General features: G+C 41.3%; 26 protein-coding genes and 1 pseudogene. 21 read left to right on the top strand and 6 right to left on the bottom strand.

Annotation, left to right across the window (positions count from 1 at the left end):
• Nucleotides 1-105: 105 nt before the first annotated feature.
• Together rpmG and rpmB are read right to left on the bottom strand one after the other, a co-directional pair.
• Nucleotides 106-261 (bottom strand): 50S ribosomal protein L33, encoded by a 156-nt coding sequence (gene rpmG, locus ABDV70_RS07840; protein WP_001205031.1) that lies wholly within the window; start codon nt 259-261, stop codon nt 106-108.
• Between the two features lie 12 nt (nt 262-273).
• Nucleotides 274-510: a 50S ribosomal protein L28 gene (rpmB, locus tag ABDV70_RS07835; protein ID WP_000048256.1), complete on the bottom strand. Its 237-nt coding sequence runs from the start codon at nt 508-510 to the stop codon at nt 274-276.
• 581 nt (nt 511-1091) lie between these two features.
• Between rpmB and ABDV70_RS07830 the strand changes: the two genes are divergently transcribed.
• Nucleotides 1092-1772, top strand: a complete 681-nt coding sequence (locus tag ABDV70_RS07830) for a TetR/AcrR family transcriptional regulator (protein WP_343596812.1) — start codon at nt 1092-1094, stop codon at nt 1770-1772.
• Between the two features lie 90 nt (nt 1773-1862).
• Nucleotides 1863-2729 (top strand): formyltetrahydrofolate deformylase, encoded by an 867-nt coding sequence (gene purU, locus ABDV70_RS07825; RefSeq protein ID WP_343596810.1) that lies wholly within the window; start codon nt 1863-1865, stop codon nt 2727-2729.
• A 54-nt stretch (nt 2730-2783) separates the two neighbouring features.
• On the opposite strand, the gene yihA is transcribed toward purU, so the two are convergent.
• The 4 genes from yihA to ABDV70_RS07805 form a co-directional block, all read right to left on the bottom strand.
• Complete coding sequence (gene yihA / locus ABDV70_RS07820; protein WP_343596809.1) at nt 2784-3581, bottom strand: ribosome biogenesis GTP-binding protein YihA/YsxC; 798 nt, start codon at nt 3579-3581, stop codon at nt 2784-2786.
• A gap of 67 nt (nt 3582-3648) precedes the next feature.
• Nucleotides 3649-4095 (bottom strand): Rrf2 family transcriptional regulator, encoded by a 447-nt coding sequence (locus ABDV70_RS07815; RefSeq protein WP_343596808.1) that lies wholly within the window; start codon nt 4093-4095, stop codon nt 3649-3651.
• Nucleotides 4096-4416: 321 nt separating this feature from the next.
• Nucleotides 4417-5934, bottom strand: a complete 1518-nt coding sequence (locus ABDV70_RS07810) for a helicase HerA-like domain-containing protein (protein ID WP_343596807.1) — start codon at nt 5932-5934, stop codon at nt 4417-4419.
• Nucleotides 5935-5949: 15 nt separating this feature from the next.
• The gene (locus ABDV70_RS07805; RefSeq protein WP_343596806.1) at nt 5950-7137 is read right to left on the bottom strand and encodes a PLP-dependent transferase; all 1188 of its coding nucleotides are present in this window, start codon (nt 7135-7137) and stop codon (nt 5950-5952) included.
• A gap of 163 nt (nt 7138-7300) precedes the next feature.
• Here ABDV70_RS07805 and ABDV70_RS07800 point away from each other — a divergent pair, with 163 nt between their 5' ends.
• The 19 genes and pseudogenes from ABDV70_RS07800 to rplR all read left to right on the top strand — a co-directional run bounded on the left by ABDV70_RS07800 (nt 7301) and on the right by rplR (nt 16371).
• Nucleotides 7301-8029, top strand: a complete 729-nt coding sequence (locus ABDV70_RS07800) for a type 1 glutamine amidotransferase (RefSeq protein ID WP_343596805.1) — start codon at nt 7301-7303, stop codon at nt 8027-8029.
• Between the two features lie 335 nt (nt 8030-8364).
• Nucleotides 8365-8676, top strand: coding sequence for a 30S ribosomal protein S10 (gene rpsJ, locus ABDV70_RS07795; RefSeq protein ID WP_000070912.1), 312 nt, complete (start codon nt 8365-8367; stop codon nt 8674-8676).
• Nucleotides 8677-8736: 60 nt separating this feature from the next.
• On the top strand, nt 8737-9375 hold the full coding sequence (gene rplC / locus ABDV70_RS07790) for a 50S ribosomal protein L3 (RefSeq protein ID WP_343596803.1): 639 nt from the start codon (nt 8737-8739) through the stop codon (nt 9373-9375).
• An 11-nt stretch (nt 9376-9386) separates the two neighbouring features.
• The gene (rplD, locus tag ABDV70_RS07785) at nt 9387-9989 is read left to right on the top strand and encodes a 50S ribosomal protein L4 (protein WP_343596801.1); all 603 of its coding nucleotides are present in this window, start codon (nt 9387-9389) and stop codon (nt 9987-9989) included.
• On the top strand, nt 9986-10306 hold the full coding sequence (gene rplW / locus ABDV70_RS07780) for a 50S ribosomal protein L23 (protein WP_343596799.1): 321 nt from the start codon (nt 9986-9988) through the stop codon (nt 10304-10306). Before rplD ends, rplW begins: the two co-directional genes overlap by 4 nt.
• Before the next feature lie 11 nt (nt 10307-10317).
• Nucleotides 10318-11142 carry a 50S ribosomal protein L2 gene (gene rplB / locus ABDV70_RS07775; RefSeq protein WP_343596797.1) on the top strand — a complete coding sequence of 275 codons (825 nt, stop codon included), beginning with the start codon at nt 10318-10320 and terminating at the stop codon, nt 11140-11142.
• 13 nt (nt 11143-11155) lie between these two features.
• The gene (gene rpsS, locus ABDV70_RS07770) at nt 11156-11431 is read left to right on the top strand and encodes a 30S ribosomal protein S19 (protein WP_004673001.1); all 276 of its coding nucleotides are present in this window, start codon (nt 11156-11158) and stop codon (nt 11429-11431) included.
• Between the two features lie 11 nt (nt 11432-11442).
• Entirely contained in the window at nt 11443-11772 is a 330-nt protein-coding gene (rplV, locus tag ABDV70_RS07765) for a 50S ribosomal protein L22 (RefSeq protein ID WP_004754247.1), read from the top strand.
• Nucleotide 11773: 1 nt separating this feature from the next.
• Nucleotides 11774-12590: pseudogene (gene rpsC, locus ABDV70_RS07760) on the top strand (30S ribosomal protein S3).
• Nucleotides 12530-12943, top strand: coding sequence for a 50S ribosomal protein L16 (gene rplP / locus ABDV70_RS07755; protein WP_004754244.1), 414 nt, complete (start codon nt 12530-12532; stop codon nt 12941-12943). Before rpsC ends, rplP begins: the two are co-directional and overlap by 61 nt.
• Nucleotides 12943-13140, top strand: coding sequence for a 50S ribosomal protein L29 (gene rpmC, locus ABDV70_RS07750; protein WP_262549065.1), 198 nt, complete (start codon nt 12943-12945; stop codon nt 13138-13140). Before rplP ends, rpmC begins: the two co-directional genes overlap by 1 nt.
• Nucleotides 13137-13394 (top strand): 30S ribosomal protein S17, encoded by a 258-nt coding sequence (gene rpsQ / locus ABDV70_RS07745; RefSeq protein WP_343596787.1) that lies wholly within the window; start codon nt 13137-13139, stop codon nt 13392-13394. Before rpmC ends, rpsQ begins: the two co-directional genes overlap by 4 nt.
• 91 nt (nt 13395-13485) lie before the next feature.
• On the top strand, nt 13486-13854 hold the full coding sequence (gene rplN, locus ABDV70_RS07740; protein WP_343596786.1) for a 50S ribosomal protein L14: 369 nt from the start codon (nt 13486-13488) through the stop codon (nt 13852-13854).
• 9 nt (nt 13855-13863) lie between these two features.
• Nucleotides 13864-14184 (top strand): 50S ribosomal protein L24, encoded by a 321-nt coding sequence (gene rplX, locus ABDV70_RS07735; protein WP_343596784.1) that lies wholly within the window; start codon nt 13864-13866, stop codon nt 14182-14184.
• A gap of 16 nt (nt 14185-14200) precedes the next feature.
• Nucleotides 14201-14737, top strand: a complete 537-nt coding sequence (rplE, locus tag ABDV70_RS07730) for a 50S ribosomal protein L5 (protein ID WP_343596783.1) — start codon at nt 14201-14203, stop codon at nt 14735-14737.
• 9 nt (nt 14738-14746) lie between these two features.
• Entirely contained in the window at nt 14747-15052 is a 306-nt protein-coding gene (gene rpsN / locus ABDV70_RS07725; RefSeq protein ID WP_343596782.1) for a 30S ribosomal protein S14, read from the top strand.
• Between the two features lie 11 nt (nt 15053-15063).
• Complete coding sequence (rpsH, locus tag ABDV70_RS07720; protein WP_343596781.1) at nt 15064-15459, top strand: 30S ribosomal protein S8; 396 nt, start codon at nt 15064-15066, stop codon at nt 15457-15459.
• A gap of 13 nt (nt 15460-15472) precedes the next feature.
• Nucleotides 15473-16006, top strand: coding sequence for a 50S ribosomal protein L6 (gene rplF, locus ABDV70_RS07715; RefSeq protein WP_343596780.1), 534 nt, complete (start codon nt 15473-15475; stop codon nt 16004-16006).
• Nucleotides 16007-16020: 14 nt separating this feature from the next.
• Nucleotides 16021-16371 carry a 50S ribosomal protein L18 gene (rplR, locus tag ABDV70_RS07710; protein ID WP_312586705.1) on the top strand — a complete coding sequence of 117 codons (351 nt, stop codon included), beginning with the start codon at nt 16021-16023 and terminating at the stop codon, nt 16369-16371.
• Nucleotides 16372-16432 lie beyond the last annotated feature (61 nt).

Here is a 16432-nt window from a genome sequence, read left to right as displayed (position 1 = left end):
TCAGTGTCAGGAAAATTAAGTGTAGTAAATGATGATCTTAACAATAAGTATAAAAAAAAGGCAAAAAAAACGACCCCGAATGGAGTCGCTTTTTGGAAACTAAAATTATTTGATTTTAGCTTCTTTGAAAATTACGTGTTGACGGATTTTTGGATCAAATTTTTTGATTTCCATTTTTTCCGGCATAGTACGTTTGTTCTTAGTTGTGGTATAGAAATAACCAGTACCAGCTGAAGAAACTAGGCGAATTTTGTCACGCATTGCAAAGACTCCTTAGATCTTTTGGCCTTGAGCACGAAGATCAGCTACAACCTTTTCAATGCCCAATTTGTCGATGATACGCATACCTTTAGTGGTTAAACGAAGACGTACAAAACGCTTTTCGCTTTCTAACCAAAAACGGTGATGATGCAGGTTCGGCTCGAACCGGCGTTTAGTTTTGTTGTTTGCGTGTGAGACGTTGTTACCAACGACTGGACGCTTGCCGGTAACTTGGCAAACCTTAGACATGGTGGAACTCCATTGATTTAGCCAACAGCAAACCTGTGGCCAGTCATAATACAAACAGATTGAATTTATTCAAGGGGCGTTTTATACCAAAAATACGATTAAAAGACAAGCGAATTTACATAAAACGTCACTTCAAATCGTGTGATAGCTCATGCCTTGATCATTTCAGAACAACACTTTGGTAAAACGTTTTATCTAAGTTTACTTATGTGTTGATGACGGCATTTGGCGCGTCCAAAATCGATCAAATATAGATTGAAAATGATGCAGTTACATGAGTTCAACGTCCGATGAAGGTCTGTTCATTTTATAATATTTCACCGCAGTTGGACAGTGTAAATAAGGATTTGAAGATAAAGGATCAGTATGTAGCGAAAGTTGGGTAAGCACAGCAAGGTCAACAAGCCCTAATTTTGGTAGTGAATTAACCGTATATTGTTGCAGTGTTCAGGCCATTTTAGCGGTCAATCCAGCATAATTGCTAAAATAGAGATAAAGACCTTTACCTTGAAAAATGAATGATTTAATATTTATTTAGAGTTTTTGCTCTAATCCTGATTGAAAAGCTTGAGGAAAATCAGATGTCACAGGCGAAAGCGATAAAGACGAAGCAGCGAATTTTGGATGTCAGTTTGCATTTATTTAATGAAAAAAGTGAAAGAGCTGTAACCACCAATCATATTGCTGCGACATTAAATATGAGTCCTGGGAATTTATATTATCATTTTTCCAATAAACAAGAAATTATTAAGGCGCTTACCGAGCAGTATCAGCATGAAACCCTAAATATGTTGGCTTTGCCAGAAGGGCGGATGGTTAATCCAAATGACAAGATTCATTATTTTCATGTGATGAGTAGCCAGCTTTGGCGTTATCGTTTTATTCATCGTGATATTTTTCATTTGGTTGAAAATGATCAAGACTTTAAAGTTTTGTATGCAGATTTTTCTCAACAAGTCATGCAACAGGTTCAAAAAATTTATCAGGCTTTTGTCGATGCAGGTTTAATGAAGCTCAATGCCAGTGAAATTGAAGCCTTAATTATTAATATCTGGATTGTCTTGACCAACTGGACAAACTTTTTATTTATGTCTGGACGTTTGGATGACCAAAATCATTTGGATGAAAAATGGCGTTTACAAGCCTTACGTCAGCTGATTTTTTTAGAAGGGCCTTATTTAATGGGAGAGAGTCGGGCGGCCTATGAAACATTGTTAGCCAATATTCATCACACGACATTATTTTCAGATGACAACAACTGATGAGGTTGAAGAGAGAAAATAAGTGTGCTTCAAATAAAAAGGCGGTAGAATATTTCGCAAATTTTTAAATGACGAGTGATATAAAACCACATGAATATGACTACCGCCAATACTGCACGTTTATTGATTACTTGTGAAGACAAGCCAGGTATTGTGCAAGCCGTATCAAGTTTTCTGTATCATCAAGGTGCAAATATTACTGCGCTTGATCAATATGCTACGGAAGCTCAGGGCGGGCGCTATTTCATGCGTGTTGAATTTGAGCTTGAGCATTTGCAATCTCGCAAAGATACCTTAATTCAAACCTTTGACCATAATGTTGCGCAGCGCTATGAAATGGAATGGCGTTTGGCATTTGTGGGTGATGTTAAAAAGATAGGGATTCTTGTTTCAAAAGTTGACCACGCCTTGCTTGAACTCTTATGGCGTCATGCACGTGGTTCATTGCCATGTGAAATTACCCATGTTGTGTCTAACCATGAAGACTTGCGTGAATCGGTTGAAAACTTTGGCATTCCTTTTACGGTAGTGAAAGTTACGAAAGATAATAAAGCAGAAGCCTATGCACAAATTGATGAAATCATGCAAGGCAATGATTTGCTAGTTCTCGCGCGTTATATGCAAATTTTAAGTGAAGAATTTGTTGAAAAATGGCCGATGAAAATTATTAATATTCATCACTCATTCCTGCCAGCCTTTGTCGGTGCAAACCCTTATAAACAGGCATATGAAAAAGGTGTAAAATTGATTGGTGCTACAGCGCATTATGTGACTGCTGAACTAGACCAAGGGCCAATTATTGAACAAGATGTTGAGCGTGTGAGCCATGACTACAATGTTGAACAGTTACGTGAACTTGGTGAAGATGTCGAGCGTAATGTTTTAGCGCGAGCAGTAAAATGGCATTTAGAAGACCGTGTGATTGTACATGGAAATAAAACAGTTGTATTTCAATAACACAGCAAAATAAATTGAAAAAGGCATGTTGAACATGCCTTTTTTTATACCTTTTTATTCTGCATCTACGTCAGTCTCAACGTCATCAGCTTCCGATGCTTCTGGAATATCATGTGCGCTAATGACCTGATTGGCATCATCGAGCATGTAGTGCAAACGACCTGCCATGACAGACGCAAGTTCTTCTAAGCCTTGTTTATTTAATGAAGAAAACAGTTGGATTGAAAATTGTAACTTCATTTTTTTCAATGCTTGTTTCACATCAAGTAAAGCCTGATTGGCAGGGCCACGATTCAGTTTGTCAGCTTTGGTCAGCAAAATGTGCACGAAAAGTTTACGTGAATGCGCCCATTCCAGCATCATTAAGTCAAAATGTTGTAGGGGATGGCGAATATCCATCAGCAAAACCAAACCTTGTAGGCTTTGACGATGAATCAGATAGTTTTCTAATTCTTTTTGCCAGACACGTTTCATTTCTTCAGGTACGGCAGCATAGCCATAACCCGGTAAATCCACCAGACGTTGATTAGGATTACCCAAACTAAAGAAGTTAATCATTTGGGTACGGCCCGGTTTTTTAGAGGCACGTGCCAGTTGCTTCTGATTGGTCAAAGCGTTGATCGCACTTGATTTTCCAGCGTTTGAACGCCCTGCAAATGCAATTTCATAACCTGTGTCTTCTACACATAATGCAAGCTTTGGCGCACTCATCAAAAACTCAGCCTGACGTAGCCAGTTTAGACTCTGTACCGCATATTGTGTTACAGCAGGATCAGTCTTTTTTTCATAGCTGATCTTGGTTTTTGGGGCTAATTTGGCTTTGGTGTCTTTTGATTTTGCATAGCGATGCATAGGATAGAATTCACACTAACTTTAAATTTCATTCATAGTATAAAGCAACAAACCAAATGGTGCGAATTTAGCTTGAAAGGTTTAAAAGTGGAATGGCATTTTTATTTGGGGAAGTCTGTGGATTCAGCTGGAGTACATCTGCAATTTTGTACTGATTCAACTGTAAATAAAAGGTATTCACAGCCTGATTTAAAATACCTTTTAAACCGCATTGGACACGAAGCACGCAGGGTGGGTTATGGCACTCGACAATATCAACTTCACCTTGAAGAATACGGACTACATCGCCTAGATGTGCCTGCATGACTTGAGGATTAAAGCGAATGCCGCCTCCTTTACCACGAGTGGTAATGAGCCAATTCTGCTTTGCCATAAAATGCACGATCTTAACCAAATGATTTTCGGACACGTGTAATTGTTTGGCCAATTCAGCAATGGTATAGGGCATTTCCCGATCATGAGCAACCGTCATTAAAATTCTGAGTCCATAATCGGTGAACTTATTTAATTGCATATGAAAGCATGTAGATGAAGATGTTTTTATATTAGCGCGAAATAGCATAAAAGACGAAACTAAATGATGCGCTGTCACTTTGGCGAACATCATTTAGTTTCGTCTTTTTTAAAAATGACATTCACTATTATGGATTAATATGCCAAGACATTTCTCCTTTGTTGCTTTATTTTAGTGGATAAGGCACAGTATTTAAGTCCTATTTACCCATCTACGATCACAACTTATTTGTGCATTAGGTTGTTTAAATCCATATTGAACCATCAATATGCGAGTCGAATCCTTCGAGATGAAGGATATGGTTTGAGTCTGTGGAAAGTTCTAACGATTACCAAAAAAAGAACCGAGCAATCCTCGAATTAATTTTTGACCTGTTGGGCCACCCAATGTTCGGGCTGCACTTTTTGCAAAAGTTCCTAAAATATCCTGTGTGAGTTTTTCTTTATCTCGTTGGGCTTTTTCTGCTGCTTTTTGCTGTTCCTTTGCCAAGCGTTCCTGCTCTTTGGCTTGTTGTGCTGCCTCTACTTGAGCTTGTTGCTGTTGGACATTCTCGGCGACTTTGCGTTGTAGCATTTCATATGCACTATCCCGATCAAGTACTTTTTCATAAATACCAGCAATAATGCTATGTTGGATGAGGATGTGGCGTTCTTCTGTTGTGATTGGGGTGAAGGATGATGCAGGCGGCATAATCCAGCCACGTTCTACAATTTGAGGTGTGCCTTGTGGATCTAAAAAGCTAATTAATGCTTCACCAACGGCAAGTTGCGTAATGACTTCACTCACATTAAAGTCAGGATTGGCTCGGAAAGTATCTGCTGCAACTTTGACTGCTTTCTGGTCTTTAGGGGTAAATGCACGTAAAGCATGTTGTACCCGATTCCCAAGTTGTCCTAAAACTTTTTCTGGAATATCCAGTGGACTTTGGGTAATAAAATAAATCCCGACGCCTTTGGAACGGATCAGACGAACTACCTGTTGGATTTTTTCTTGTAAGGCATCGCTGGCATTGTCAAATAACAGATGTGCCTCATCAAAGAAAAAGACGAGTTTAGGTTTGTCTAAATCGCCGACTTCGGGAAGTTGTTCAAATAGCTCAGAGAGCATCCAAAGTAAAAATGTTGCATATAGTTTCGGTGTGTTCATTAATTTATCAGCAGCAAGCAGGTTGATGTAGCCTTGTCCTTCGCTGTTGGTTTGAATGAAGTCCAGAATATTTAAACTGGGTTCACCGAAAAATAAATCACCGCCCTGATCCGCTAAAGCGAGTAAATTCCGTTGAATAGCCCCTAAACTTGCAGGTGAAAGGTTGCCATATTCGGCTTTAAACTGACTGGTATTTTCACTGACATACGTCAGCATGGCTTTTAAATCTTTAAAGTCTATCAGCAACAGTCCTTGATCATCCGCAATTCGGAACACGGCTGAAAGCACACCTTCTTGTGTGTCGTTTAAATTGAGCATTTGCGCCAATAATAAAGGCCCAATTTCTGAAATGGTGGATCGGATAGGGTGGCCTTGTTCACCAAAAACATCCCAGAAAATGACAGGAAAAGCTTGGAAATCAATTGAATCTAGACCGAGCATTTTTAGTCGTGCTGCAAATTTTTCAGATGTCCCACCTGCTTTGGCAATGCTTGAAACATCGCCTTTTGCATCGGCTAAAAAGACAGGAACTCCAATTTTTGAAAAATGCTCAGCCAACACTTTGAGTGTAACCGTTTTACCTGTTCCTGTTGCGCCTGCAATCAAACCATGTCGATTGACAAACTCAGAATGTAGAACGATTTCTTTTTGTATATCCTGACTATTTTTAGCCACAATAATTGGTGTTCCCATTTTCTATCCTTGTCTTTATTCGAGTTGTTTTAACGCATTATGAATATCCTGAATTAAGTCATCTGCTGTTTCGAGTCCAATACAGAAACGAACAACATAGCCTTCAGCAAGGTGTGGTGTTTCCAAACTGCGCATACGTTTTAGATCATAAAGCATGGCAAGACTGATTGGGCCACCCCAACTAAATCCTAGTTTAAACAAGCGAAGCTGATCACAAAAGCGGCAAATTGCCTGAAAATTATACTTTTTGTTAAAAACAACGCTGACCAATCCTGAGCTTTGTCGAGAAGTACAAATTTCTTGCCAATATTGATGTCCTGGTGACATTTCATCGGCTGGATGTAAAACCTGTGCAAACTGAGGCTGTTGTTTCAACCATTGCATGATTTGAATTGCGGATTTGGATTGCTGCTCATATCGAAGTTGCATATGAGGTAAGCTGCGAATGATCTGTGCAGCATCATCCCCAGAAATAGAAAGCCCTTGTAATGCATGCATTTTGAGTAATTTTAGATGTAAGTTATGATCTTTGGTGACCACGCTACCCATCAAAATATCGCCACCGCCACTTGGGTATTTGGTTAAGGCATGTACGCTAATATCAACGGCTAAATGTTGTTCTGAAAAATCGAAAGGATTAAAAGCAAGTCCTGCGCCCCATGTATTATCCAGTACAGTTAAAACCTGATGTTGTCTGGCCTTTTGGAGCAATCCAATCAAATTTGGAAATTCTAAAGTGACAGAACCTGCCGCTTCCATCCATAACAGTTTGGTTCGAGGTGAGGGCTGAAAACTATCAACTTCTAAAGGGTTGTAGATACTCACTTTAATATTAAAGGCTTGTTGTAAATGGTTTAGATATTCAAGATTAGGGCCATAAATGTTGTCAGGAATCCAAACCTCGTCTCCAGTTTCTAAGAAGGCGGCATTGACCAACTGAATTGCAGATAAGCCACTAGGCGCTAATAAGCAAAATTGACCATGTTCAATTTGGGCAATGTTGTCTGCTAATGTATAGGTGGTCGGTGTCCCGTGCGTGCCATAACTATAGTCATAAGGGTCGCTCCACTTTCGATCAAAAATTTGCTGAGTGTTCTGAAAAAAGATTGTGGATGCCCGATAAAGAGGAGGCTGGATCGTTGAAATATATTGAGGGGCTAATCTTGGTGCATGAATACGTTCAGTTTGAAGGGATTTTTTCATATAAAAGCACTCAGATGGGACAGAAATGAATTAAAAATAGGCAATCTACTGTAGAAAGTAGCGGATTATAGAAAAATGTCAAAGACATGTTATTTTATAAAAAGTTGGCTTCATTCTTGCTAAATATAAAACACACATGCTGGCGAGAATAGGATAACAATATATGAAGCCCCATTTAAATGTTCATTATTTTCAGCATATCGCAGGAGAGGGTTTTGGTAGCTGCTATGAATTTTTAAAGCAACATCACGCAAAAATCACCGCTACAGAATTTTTTGCGTTACCTTCCGAAACAGCCTTGGAAATAGAAGCATTACCCCAAGTGGAAGATGTCGATTTGCTCATCATCATGGGTGGAACCATGAGTGTTAATGATGAAGCCAATTATCCGTGGTTAAAAATAGAAAAGCGTTGGTTACGTCGTTATTTGGCAACAGGAAAACCAGTCATTGGATTATGTTTGGGTGGACAATTGATTGCTAATGCATTGGGTGCGGCAGTGAGTTGTAATCATCAGGAAGAACTTGGGTGGACAACGGTCTATCGTATCAATAATGTACCTTCAAGTTGTTTTGAACTTCCCGAACAATTTGATGTATTGCAGTGGCACCGCGAATCATTTGATATTCCCAAAGGTGCTATTCATCTTGCCGAAAATAAAGTCTGCCGTAACCAAATTTATCAAATTGGAAATAATGTGCTGGGATTTCAGTTTCATCCAGAAATAACGCCTGAAGTTTTACAATTGTTTCTAGATAATGATGAAGAATTGGCTTTATTTGATGGCGAAAAAATCCATCGTATTGATCACTTAAAACAGTCGGTATTACAAAAATTTTTACAGGGCAATGATATTTTGAACCGTGCGATAGAGTATGTCTTAAGAGTTTGAGTCACTTGCTGAAAGTAAAATAGCCGATCTATGGCAGAGTGATATATTGATAAACTAATTTCTGAGGTTAAATAAACAATTAAGAAAGAGGATCAATAAAAATTGATGAAATAATGACAAAAAGAGAAAAGATATTTGCATAATCATTAAACAATGTTTATAATGAGCGACCTCTCAATAAGAGAGAAGTTACTCTGAAAAATTGAGTAATTAATCGTTACAGTCGTGGCATCGATCACGACCTTGGTGATTTTCACTGCCCTTGACACTTGCTATTAAATAGGTGAGATGCGTCATGGGTGATTCTTTATATATTTGGCTTGGAGTTAACTGGTATGTCTAACCAGAGAATTCGTATCCGTTTGAAGTCTTTTGATCATCGTTTAATTGATCAATCAGCTCAAGAAATCGTAGAAACAGCAAAACGTACTGGCGCACAAGTATGCGGTCCAATCCCGATGCCAACTCGCATCGAACGTTTTAACGTTTTAACATCACCACACGTAAATAAAGACGCTCGTGACCAATACGAGATTCGTACTTACAAACGTTTGATCGATATCGTTCAACCTACAGATAAAACTGTTGATGCATTGATGAAATTAGATCTTGCAGCTGGTGTTGATGTTCAGATCGCATTGGGTTAAGGCTTTCGGTTAATTAACACTCTCAAGTTAATTAGGCCGCTTTTTTAGAGGTTTATGCACATGGCTATTGGTTTAGTCGGTCGCAAGTGCGGTATGACACGTATCTTTACAGATGCTGGTGTTTCTGTGCCTGTTACAGTGATTGAGGTTGATCCAAACCGTATCACTCAAATCAAAACGCTTGAAACTGATGGTTATCAAGCGATTCAAATCACTACTGGTGAACGTCGCGAATCTCGCGTAACTAACGCTCAAAAAGGTCACTTCGCGAAAGCGGGTGTTGCTGCTGGTCGTTTAGTTCAAGAATTCCGCGTTGCAGAAGCTGAGCTTGAAGGTCGTGAAGTCGGTGGAACTATCGGTGTTGACTTGTTTACAGTTGGTCAAGTTGTTGACGTAACTGGTCAGTCAAAAGGTAAAGGTTTCCAAGGTGGTGTTAAGCGTTGGAACTTCCGTACGCAAGACGCAACTCATGGTAACTCTGTATCTCACCGTGTATTAGGTTCTACAGGTCAAAACCAGACTCCTGGTCGCGTGTTCAAAGGCAAAAAAATGGCTGGTCACTTAGGTGATGAACGCGTAACAGTACAAGGTCTTGAAGTTGTATCTATCGACGCAGAACGTTCAGTTCTTGTTGTTAAAGGTGCGATTCCTGGTGCAACTGGTGGCGACGTAATCGTTCGTCCTACAATCAAGGCTTGAGGGGAAATAACGTGAATTTAAAAACTGTTTCCGGCTCTGCTATTGAATTGTCTGAAGTTGCTTTCGGACGTGAATTCAACGAAGCACTTGTACACCAAGTAGTAACTGCTTATTTAGCAGGTGGTCGTCAAGGTTCTCGTGCGCAAAAATCACGTGCTGATGTATCTGGTGGTGGTAAAAAACCATTCCGTCAAAAAGGTACTGGCCGTGCTCGTGCTGGTTCTATTCGTAGCCCAATTTGGGTTGGCGGTGGTAAAACTTTTGCAGCTCGTCCACAAGACTGGTCTCAAAAAGTTAACCGTAAAATGTACCGTGGTGCAATGCAATGTATCTTAGCTGAACTTGTTCGCCAAGAACGTTTAGTATTGGTTGAAGAAATTCAAGTTTCTGCTCCAAAAACTAAAGAATTGCTTGCTACACTTAACGGTTTGAATGCTGCTCGTGCATTGATCGTAACTGATGCAGTTGATGAGAACTTATATCTTGCAGCACGTAACCTTCCGCACGTTGATGTGGTTGATGCAACTGCAATCGATCCAGTAAGCTTGATCGCGTTCGATAAAGTTGTAATGTCTGTAGCTGCTGCTAAGAAAATTGAGGTAGAACTCGGATGAACAACGAACGTATCTATCAAGTCCTACGTGGACCAGTATTCTCAGAAAAAGCACAAGTTTTAGGTGAAACTGCAAACGTTCAAGTTTTTAAAGTTGACATCAATGCAACTAAACTTGAAGTTAAAAAAGCAGTTGAACAACTCTTCGGTGTTGAAGTTGTGAAAGTAAACACAACAATCACTAAAGGTAAGACTAAGCGCTTTGGTCGTACATTAGGACGTCGTTCTGATGTTAAAAAAGCATACGTCACCCTGAAAGCTGGCCAAGATGTTGAGATGGCTGACTTGGGCGATACCGCTGAAAGCGCAGCGGAATAAGGACGAAATTTATGCCGATTCAAAAATGTAAGCCAACGTCTCCTGGACGTCGCTTTGTTGAAAAAGTGGTTCATGACCACCTTCACAAAGGTAAGCCTTTTGCAGCGTTGGTAGAAGCTAAAAAACGTACTGGTGGCCGTAATAACAATGGTCACATTACGACTCGTCACGTTGGTGGTGGTCATAAGCAACACTATCGTATCGTTGACTTTAAACGTAACAAAGATGGCATCCCTGCTGTTGTTGAACGTATCGAATACGATCCAAACCGTACTGCACACATCGCATTGTTGAAGTATGCTGACGGTGAACGTCGTTATATCATTGCGCCTAAAGGTTTGCGTGCTGGTGATAAAGTACAATCTGGTAACGATGCTCCAATTCGTCCAGGTAACTGCTTGCCACTTCGCAACATGCCAATCGGTTCTACACTTCATAACGTTGAACTTAAAATCGGTAAAGGTGCGCAATTAGCGCGTTCTGCTGGTACTTCAGTTCAGTTGCTAGGTCGTGATGGTTCTTACGCAATTATCCGTCTTCGTTCAGGCGAAATGCGTAAAGTTCATGTTGAATGCCGTGCCGTAATTGGTGAAGTTTCTAACCAAGAAAACAACCTTCGCTCATTAGGTAAAGCTGGTGCAGCACGCTGGCGTGGTGTTCGTCCTACCGTACGTGGTATGGCAATGAACCCGATTGATCACCCACATGGTGGTGGTGAAGGGCGTAACAAGGGTATTCAACCTGTGAGCCCATGGGGTCAAAAAGCTAAAGGGTACAAGACACGTACCAACAAGCGTACGACTAAGATGATTATTCGCGACCGTCGCGTCAAGTAAAGGAATCTGACTAATGCCTCGTTCATTAAAAAAAGGTCCATTCGTCGACGCGCATTTGTTCGCTAAAGTTGAAGCTGCTATTGCTGCTAACAACCGTAAGCCGATCAAAACATGGTCTCGTCGTTCGATGATCCTTCCAGATTTTGTTGGTTTAACAATTTCTGTTCACAATGGTCGTAACCATGTTCCAGTAATTATTTCTGAGCATATGGTTGGTCATAAACTCGGTGAATTCGCGCCAACTCGTACCTATCGTGGTCACGGTGTTGACAAGAAATCTAAACGTTAATAGGTGTCCTGATGGAAGTAACTGCTAAATTACGCGGTGCCGCTATCTCGGCACAAAAAGCACGTTTGGTTGCGGATCTAATTCGTGGCAAATCTGTTGCTCACGCGCTTAACATTTTGAACTTCAGCAATAAAAAAGCTGCTGTTCTAGTGAAAAAAGCATTGGAATCTGCGATTGCAAACGCTGAACATAACAACAGTTTAGATGTTGACGATCTTAAAGTATCTACGATTTACGTTGATGAAGGCATCAGCCTTAAACGTATCATGCCACGTGCTAAAGGCCGTGCAGATCGTATTACTAAGCGTACTTGTCACATCACCGTTAAGGTAGGGGTTTGATATGGGTCAGAAGGTTCATCCAATCGGTATCCGCCTAGGTGTTGTGAAACGTCATAACGCTAACTGGTATGCGAATCCGAAACAATACGCTGAATACTTACTTAAAGATCTTCAAGTTCGTGAGTTTTTAACTAAAAAACTTAAGAACGCGATGGTAAGTAATATTCTTATCGAACGTCCAACAGGTGCTGCTAAAGTAACTATTAGCACTGCTCGTCCTGGTATCGTGATCGGTAAAAAAGGCGAAGATATTGAAAAATTACAGCGCGAACTTACCAACATCATGGGTGTTCCAGCGCAAGTAAGCATCAATGAAATTGATCGTCCTGACTTGGATGCGCGTTTAGTTGCAGAAGCAATCGCTTCTCAATTAGAAAAACGTGTAATGTTCCGTCGTGCTATGAAACGTGCGGTACAAAACACAATGCGTGCTGGTGCTAAAGGTATCAAAGTTGAAGTTTCTGGTCGTTTAGGCGGTGCAGAGATCGCTCGTACAGAGTGGTATCGTGAAGGTCGTGTACCTTTGCATACACTTCGTGCTGACATCGACTACGCTACAATGCGCGCAGAAACAACTTACGGTACGATTGGTGTTAAAGTTTGGATTTTCCGTGGTGAGATCTTGGGCGGCATGAAACAAGTCATGAACCCAGCTCCTGCTGAAGAGCGTCCAGCTAAACGCGGTCGTGGTCGTGGTGAAGGTCAAGAGCGTCGTGGTCGTCGTTCAGACCGTGCTGCTGACAAGGGAGAATAATCCATGTTGCAACCTAAACGTACCAAATTCCGTAAGGTGCAAAAAGGCCGTAATACTGGTCTAGCGCACCGTGGTAGTACAGTATCATTTGGTTCGATCGCAATTAAAGCGACTGAACGTGGTCGTATGACTGCACGTCAGATCGAAGCTGCGCGTCGTACCATTAGCCGTCGTATCAAACGTGGTGGTAAAATCTTCATTCGCGTGTTCCCTGACAAACCAATTACCGAAAAACCATTAGAAGTACGTATGGGTAACGGTAAAGGTAATGTGGAATACTGGGTTTGCGAGATCAAGCCAGGTAAGATCCTGTACGAAATTGAAGGTGTGAACGAAGAATTAGCGCGTGAAGCATTTGCTTTAGCTGCTGCTAAACTTCCGTTTAAAACCACTATCGTGACTCGGACGGTAATGTAATGAAAACTAAAGATCTACGTGAAAAGTCGGTAGAAGAGTTGAAAGCTTTGCTTGATGAGCAACAGCTTAACCAATTCCGTCTTCGTATGGCAAAAGCAACTGGTCAGTTGGGTAAATCGCACGAAGTGCAAATTGCTCGCAAGGCAATTGCTCGTATCAAGACACTCCTTACCGAAAAACAGGGGAACGGACAATGAGTGAAAAAACAGTCCGCACGTTAACCGGCAAAGTCGTAAGCGACAAAATGGACAAGTCTATTGTTGTTCTTATCGAACGCCGCGTTCAACACCCGTTGTACGGCAAATCAATCCGCCGTTCAACTAAACTACACGCTCATGATGAGAACAATGTTGCTAAAACTGGCGATATCGTAACCATCAAAGAAAGCCGCCCAATTTCTAAAACTAAAGCTTGGACTTTGGTTGAAGTAGTTGAAGCAGCTGCTGAGTAAATAGACGTTCTTGTTGCATCATCGGACTATTTCGGGTATTCTTTGTGCCTTTGAAATTGTGACCGGTGATGCTCGGTTTTGGAGTAGGGCAATGATTCAAACCGAAACGATGCTCGACGTAGCAGACAACAGTGGTGCACGCCGCGTACAATGTATTAAAGTACTAGGTGGTTCACATCGTCGTTATGCTTCTGTTGGCGACATTATTAAAGTTACTGTAAAAGAAGCAATTCCACGTGGCCGTGTTAAAAAAGGTGACGTGATGAATGCAGTTGTGGTGCGTACTAAGTTTGGTATTCGTCGTCCAGACGGTTCTGTGATCCGTTTTGATGATAATGCTGCTGTATTGTTAAACAACAATAAAGCTCCGATTGCCACTCGTATTTTCGGACCAGTGACTCGTGAACTTCGTACTGAACAGTTCATGAAAATCATTTCATTGGCTCCTGAAGTTCTATAAGAGGCAATCATGGCTAAGATTAAAAAGGGCGATCAAGTAATTGTGATCGCAGGTAAAGAAAAAGGCAAACAGGGTACTGTTTTGTCTGTTTCTGAAGACCGTGTTAAGGTTGAAGGCCTTAACTTAGTGAAGAAGCATCAAAAGCCGAATCGTGTAACTGGCGCTGAAGGCGGTATTGTTACTCAAGAAGCTTCGCTTCATATCTCAAACGTGGCAATTTTAAATGCTACAACCCAAAAGGCTGACCGTATTGGTTACCAACTTGACGAAAATGGCGCGAAAACTCGTGTTTATAAGTCAAATGGTGAAGCAGTGGCGGTAGCGAAGTAATAGGTTGAAAAAGGCAATGGCCAGACTTAAAACACGTTACAACGACGAAATCAAGGCTAAGTTGAAAGAAGAACTTGGTCTTGGGAATGTGATGGAAATTCCTCGCATTACAAAAATCACTCTGAATATGGGTGTGGGCGCTGCATCAGCTGACAAAAAGTTGTTAGATGGCGCACTTTCAGACATGCAAGCAATCGCTGGTCAAAAACCAGTGCTTACTCTTGCACGTAAGTCTATCGCTGGTTTTAAAATCCGTGATGGTTGGCCAATTGGTTGCAAAGTGACTTTACGTGGCGAACGCATGTACGAATTCTTGGACCGTTTGATTTCAATCGCGATCCCTCGTATCCGTGACTTCCGTGGTTTCTCAGCGAAATCATTCGATGGTCGTGGTAACTACTCGATGGGTTTGAAGGAACAAATCATGTTCCCTGAAATCGATTTTGACAAGATTGATCGTATTCGTGGTATGGACATTACTGTTACTACTACTGCTCGTACCGATGACGAAGGCCGTGCGCTTATGCGTGCATTCGGCTTCCCGTTCAAATAAGAGGTCGATATGGCTAAGAAAAGTATGATTAATCGCGAAGCTAAACGCGAAAAAACCGTTGCTAAATTTGCTGCAAAACGTGCTGAATTAAAAGCAATTATTGCAAATGTAAATGCAAGCGATGAAGAGCGTTTTGATGCGATGATGAAGTTACAAGCATTGCCACGTAATGCATCTCCTGTACGTCTTCGTAACCGTTGTGGTTTGACTGGTCGTCCTCATGGTTTCTTCCGTAAGTTCGGTCTAAGCCGTAACAAATTACGTGATACTGTGATGCAAGGTGATGTACCAGGCGTTGTTAAGGCAAGCTGGTAAGGAGCGACTAAATGAGTATGCAAGATACCGTTGCCGACATGCTAACACGTGTTCGTAACGCACAAATGGCTAAAAAAGCTACTGTAGCTATGCCAAGCTCTAAATTAAAGGTTGCGATTGCAAACGTATTAGAGCAAGAAGGTTATATCTCTGGCGTTGAGGTTTCTCAAGAAGAAGCTAAAGCGACTTTGACTTTAACTTTAAAATATTTTGAAGGCAAACCAGTTATTGAAACTGTGAAACGCGTAAGCCGTCCAGGCCTTCGCCAATATCGCGGTAAAGATAAACTACCTAGCGTTAAGCAAGGTTTAGGTATTGCAATTGTTTCTACAAGCAAAGGCATCATGACTGATCGCGCTGCACGTGCTGCAGGCGTTGGTGGTGAAGTTATTGCTTTTGTTTCTTAATAGGTGATTCCTCATGTCTCGTGTGGCTAAAGCCCCAGTAACTGTACCCGCTGGTGTTACAGTTACTCAGAACGGCCGGCAGGTCGAAGTGAAAGGCAATAAAGGTACTTTGTCTTTCAACCTGCATGCGCTGGTCGAGCTAAAACAGGAAGAAGGTAAACTTCATCTAGCTCCAGTTCAAGAGTCTAAAGACGCTTGGATGCAAGCTGGTACTGCTCGCGCTGTATTAAATAACCTTGTAAAAGGTGTTAACGAAGGCTTTGAACGTAAGTTACAACTTATCGGTGTTGGTTATAAAGCTGCGGTTAAAGGAAATGTGGTTAATTTAAACCTCGGTTTCTCGCATCCAATCGACTACGCATTGCCTGAAGGTGTAACTGCTGAAACTCCAACTGCAACAGAGATCGTATTGAAATCTGCTAATAAACAGTTGTTGGGTCAAGTGGCTGCAAATATCCGTTCTTACCGTGCTCCTGAACCATATAAAGGTAAAGGTGTTCGTTATTCGGATGAAGTTGTTCTTCGTAAAGAAGCTAAGAAGAAATAAGGCGCGAGGTTCTTATGAACGAAAAGAAACAATCCCGTTTGCGTCGTGCGAAAAGCACACGCTTGCACATTCGTGCATTGGGTGCGACTCGTTTGTGTGTAAACCGCACTCCGCGTCACATCTATGCTCAAGTTATTTCTGCAGATGGTGGCAAAGTTTTAGCGCAAGCTTCAACTTTGGATGCATCTTTGCGTAGTGGTACTACTGGAAACGTAGAAGCAGCGACTAAAGTTGGTGCTTTAATCGCTGAGCGTGCAAAAGCAGCTGGTGTTACTAAAGTTGCATTTGACCGTTCTGGTTTTAAATATCATGGTCGTATCAAAGCCTTGGCTGATGCTGCTCGTGAAAACGGCTTGGAGTTCTAATCATGGCTAAAGTTGAACAAAACGAAGGTCTTGTTGAAAAGCTGGTTGCCGTTGATCGTGT

The sequence above is a fragment of the Acinetobacter sp. genome (assembly GCF_039596015.1).
Lineage (GTDB): Bacteria > Pseudomonadota > Gammaproteobacteria > Pseudomonadales > Moraxellaceae > Acinetobacter.
The sequence above is the reverse complement of the archived record's forward strand: the minus strand, read 5'-3'. Positions and strand labels throughout refer to the sequence as shown.

Bases quoted from the DNA above. Each gene is read 5' to 3' on its own strand.
- ABDV70_RS07815 (WP_343596808.1), bottom strand. From the start codon at position 4,095: ATGCAATTAAATAAGTTCACCGATTATGGACTCAGAATTTTAATGACG.
- rplC (WP_343596803.1), top strand. From the start codon at position 8,737: ATGGCTATTGGTTTAGTCGGTCGCAAGTGCGGTATGACACGTATCTTT.
- yihA (WP_343596809.1), bottom strand. From the start codon at position 3,581: ATGCATCGCTATGCAAAATCAAAAGACACCAAAGCCAAATTAGCCCCA.
- purU (WP_343596810.1), top strand. From the start codon at position 1,863: ATGAATATGACTACCGCCAATACTGCACGTTTATTGATTACTTGTGAA.
- ABDV70_RS07805 (WP_343596806.1), bottom strand. From the start codon at position 7,137: ATGAAAAAATCCCTTCAAACTGAACGTATTCATGCACCAAGATTAGCC.
- rpsH (WP_343596781.1), top strand. From the start codon at position 15,064: ATGAGTATGCAAGATACCGTTGCCGACATGCTAACACGTGTTCGTAAC.
- rpmC (WP_262549065.1), top strand. From the start codon at position 12,943: ATGAAAACTAAAGATCTACGTGAAAAGTCGGTAGAAGAGTTGAAAGCT.
- rplV (WP_004754247.1), top strand. From the start codon at position 11,443: ATGGAAGTAACTGCTAAATTACGCGGTGCCGCTATCTCGGCACAAAAA.
- rplF (WP_343596780.1), top strand. From the start codon at position 15,473: ATGTCTCGTGTGGCTAAAGCCCCAGTAACTGTACCCGCTGGTGTTACA.
- rplW (WP_343596799.1), top strand. From the start codon at position 9,986: ATGAACAACGAACGTATCTATCAAGTCCTACGTGGACCAGTATTCTCA.
- ABDV70_RS07830 (WP_343596812.1), top strand. From the start codon at position 1,092: ATGTCACAGGCGAAAGCGATAAAGACGAAGCAGCGAATTTTGGATGTC.
- ABDV70_RS07810 (WP_343596807.1), bottom strand. From the start codon at position 5,934: ATGGGAACACCAATTATTGTGGCTAAAAATAGTCAGGATATACAAAAA.
- rpsJ (WP_000070912.1), top strand. From the start codon at position 8,365: ATGTCTAACCAGAGAATTCGTATCCGTTTGAAGTCTTTTGATCATCGT.
- rplP (WP_004754244.1), top strand. From the start codon at position 12,530: ATGTTGCAACCTAAACGTACCAAATTCCGTAAGGTGCAAAAAGGCCGT.
- ABDV70_RS07800 (WP_343596805.1), top strand. From the start codon at position 7,301: ATGAAGCCCCATTTAAATGTTCATTATTTTCAGCATATCGCAGGAGAG.
- rpmB (WP_000048256.1), bottom strand. From the start codon at position 510: ATGTCTAAGGTTTGCCAAGTTACCGGCAAGCGTCCAGTCGTTGGTAAC.
- rpsS (WP_004673001.1), top strand. From the start codon at position 11,156: ATGCCTCGTTCATTAAAAAAAGGTCCATTCGTCGACGCGCATTTGTTC.
- rplN (WP_343596786.1), top strand. From the start codon at position 13,486: ATGATTCAAACCGAAACGATGCTCGACGTAGCAGACAACAGTGGTGCA.
- rpsQ (WP_343596787.1), top strand. From the start codon at position 13,137: ATGAGTGAAAAAACAGTCCGCACGTTAACCGGCAAAGTCGTAAGCGAC.
- rpmG (WP_001205031.1), bottom strand. From the start codon at position 261: ATGCGTGACAAAATTCGCCTAGTTTCTTCAGCTGGTACTGGTTATTTC.
- rplB (WP_343596797.1), top strand. From the start codon at position 10,318: ATGCCGATTCAAAAATGTAAGCCAACGTCTCCTGGACGTCGCTTTGTT.
- rpsN (WP_343596782.1), top strand. From the start codon at position 14,747: ATGGCTAAGAAAAGTATGATTAATCGCGAAGCTAAACGCGAAAAAACC.
- rplR (WP_312586705.1), top strand. From the start codon at position 16,021: ATGAACGAAAAGAAACAATCCCGTTTGCGTCGTGCGAAAAGCACACGC.
- rplX (WP_343596784.1), top strand. From the start codon at position 13,864: ATGGCTAAGATTAAAAAGGGCGATCAAGTAATTGTGATCGCAGGTAAA.
- rplE (WP_343596783.1), top strand. From the start codon at position 14,201: ATGGCCAGACTTAAAACACGTTACAACGACGAAATCAAGGCTAAGTTG.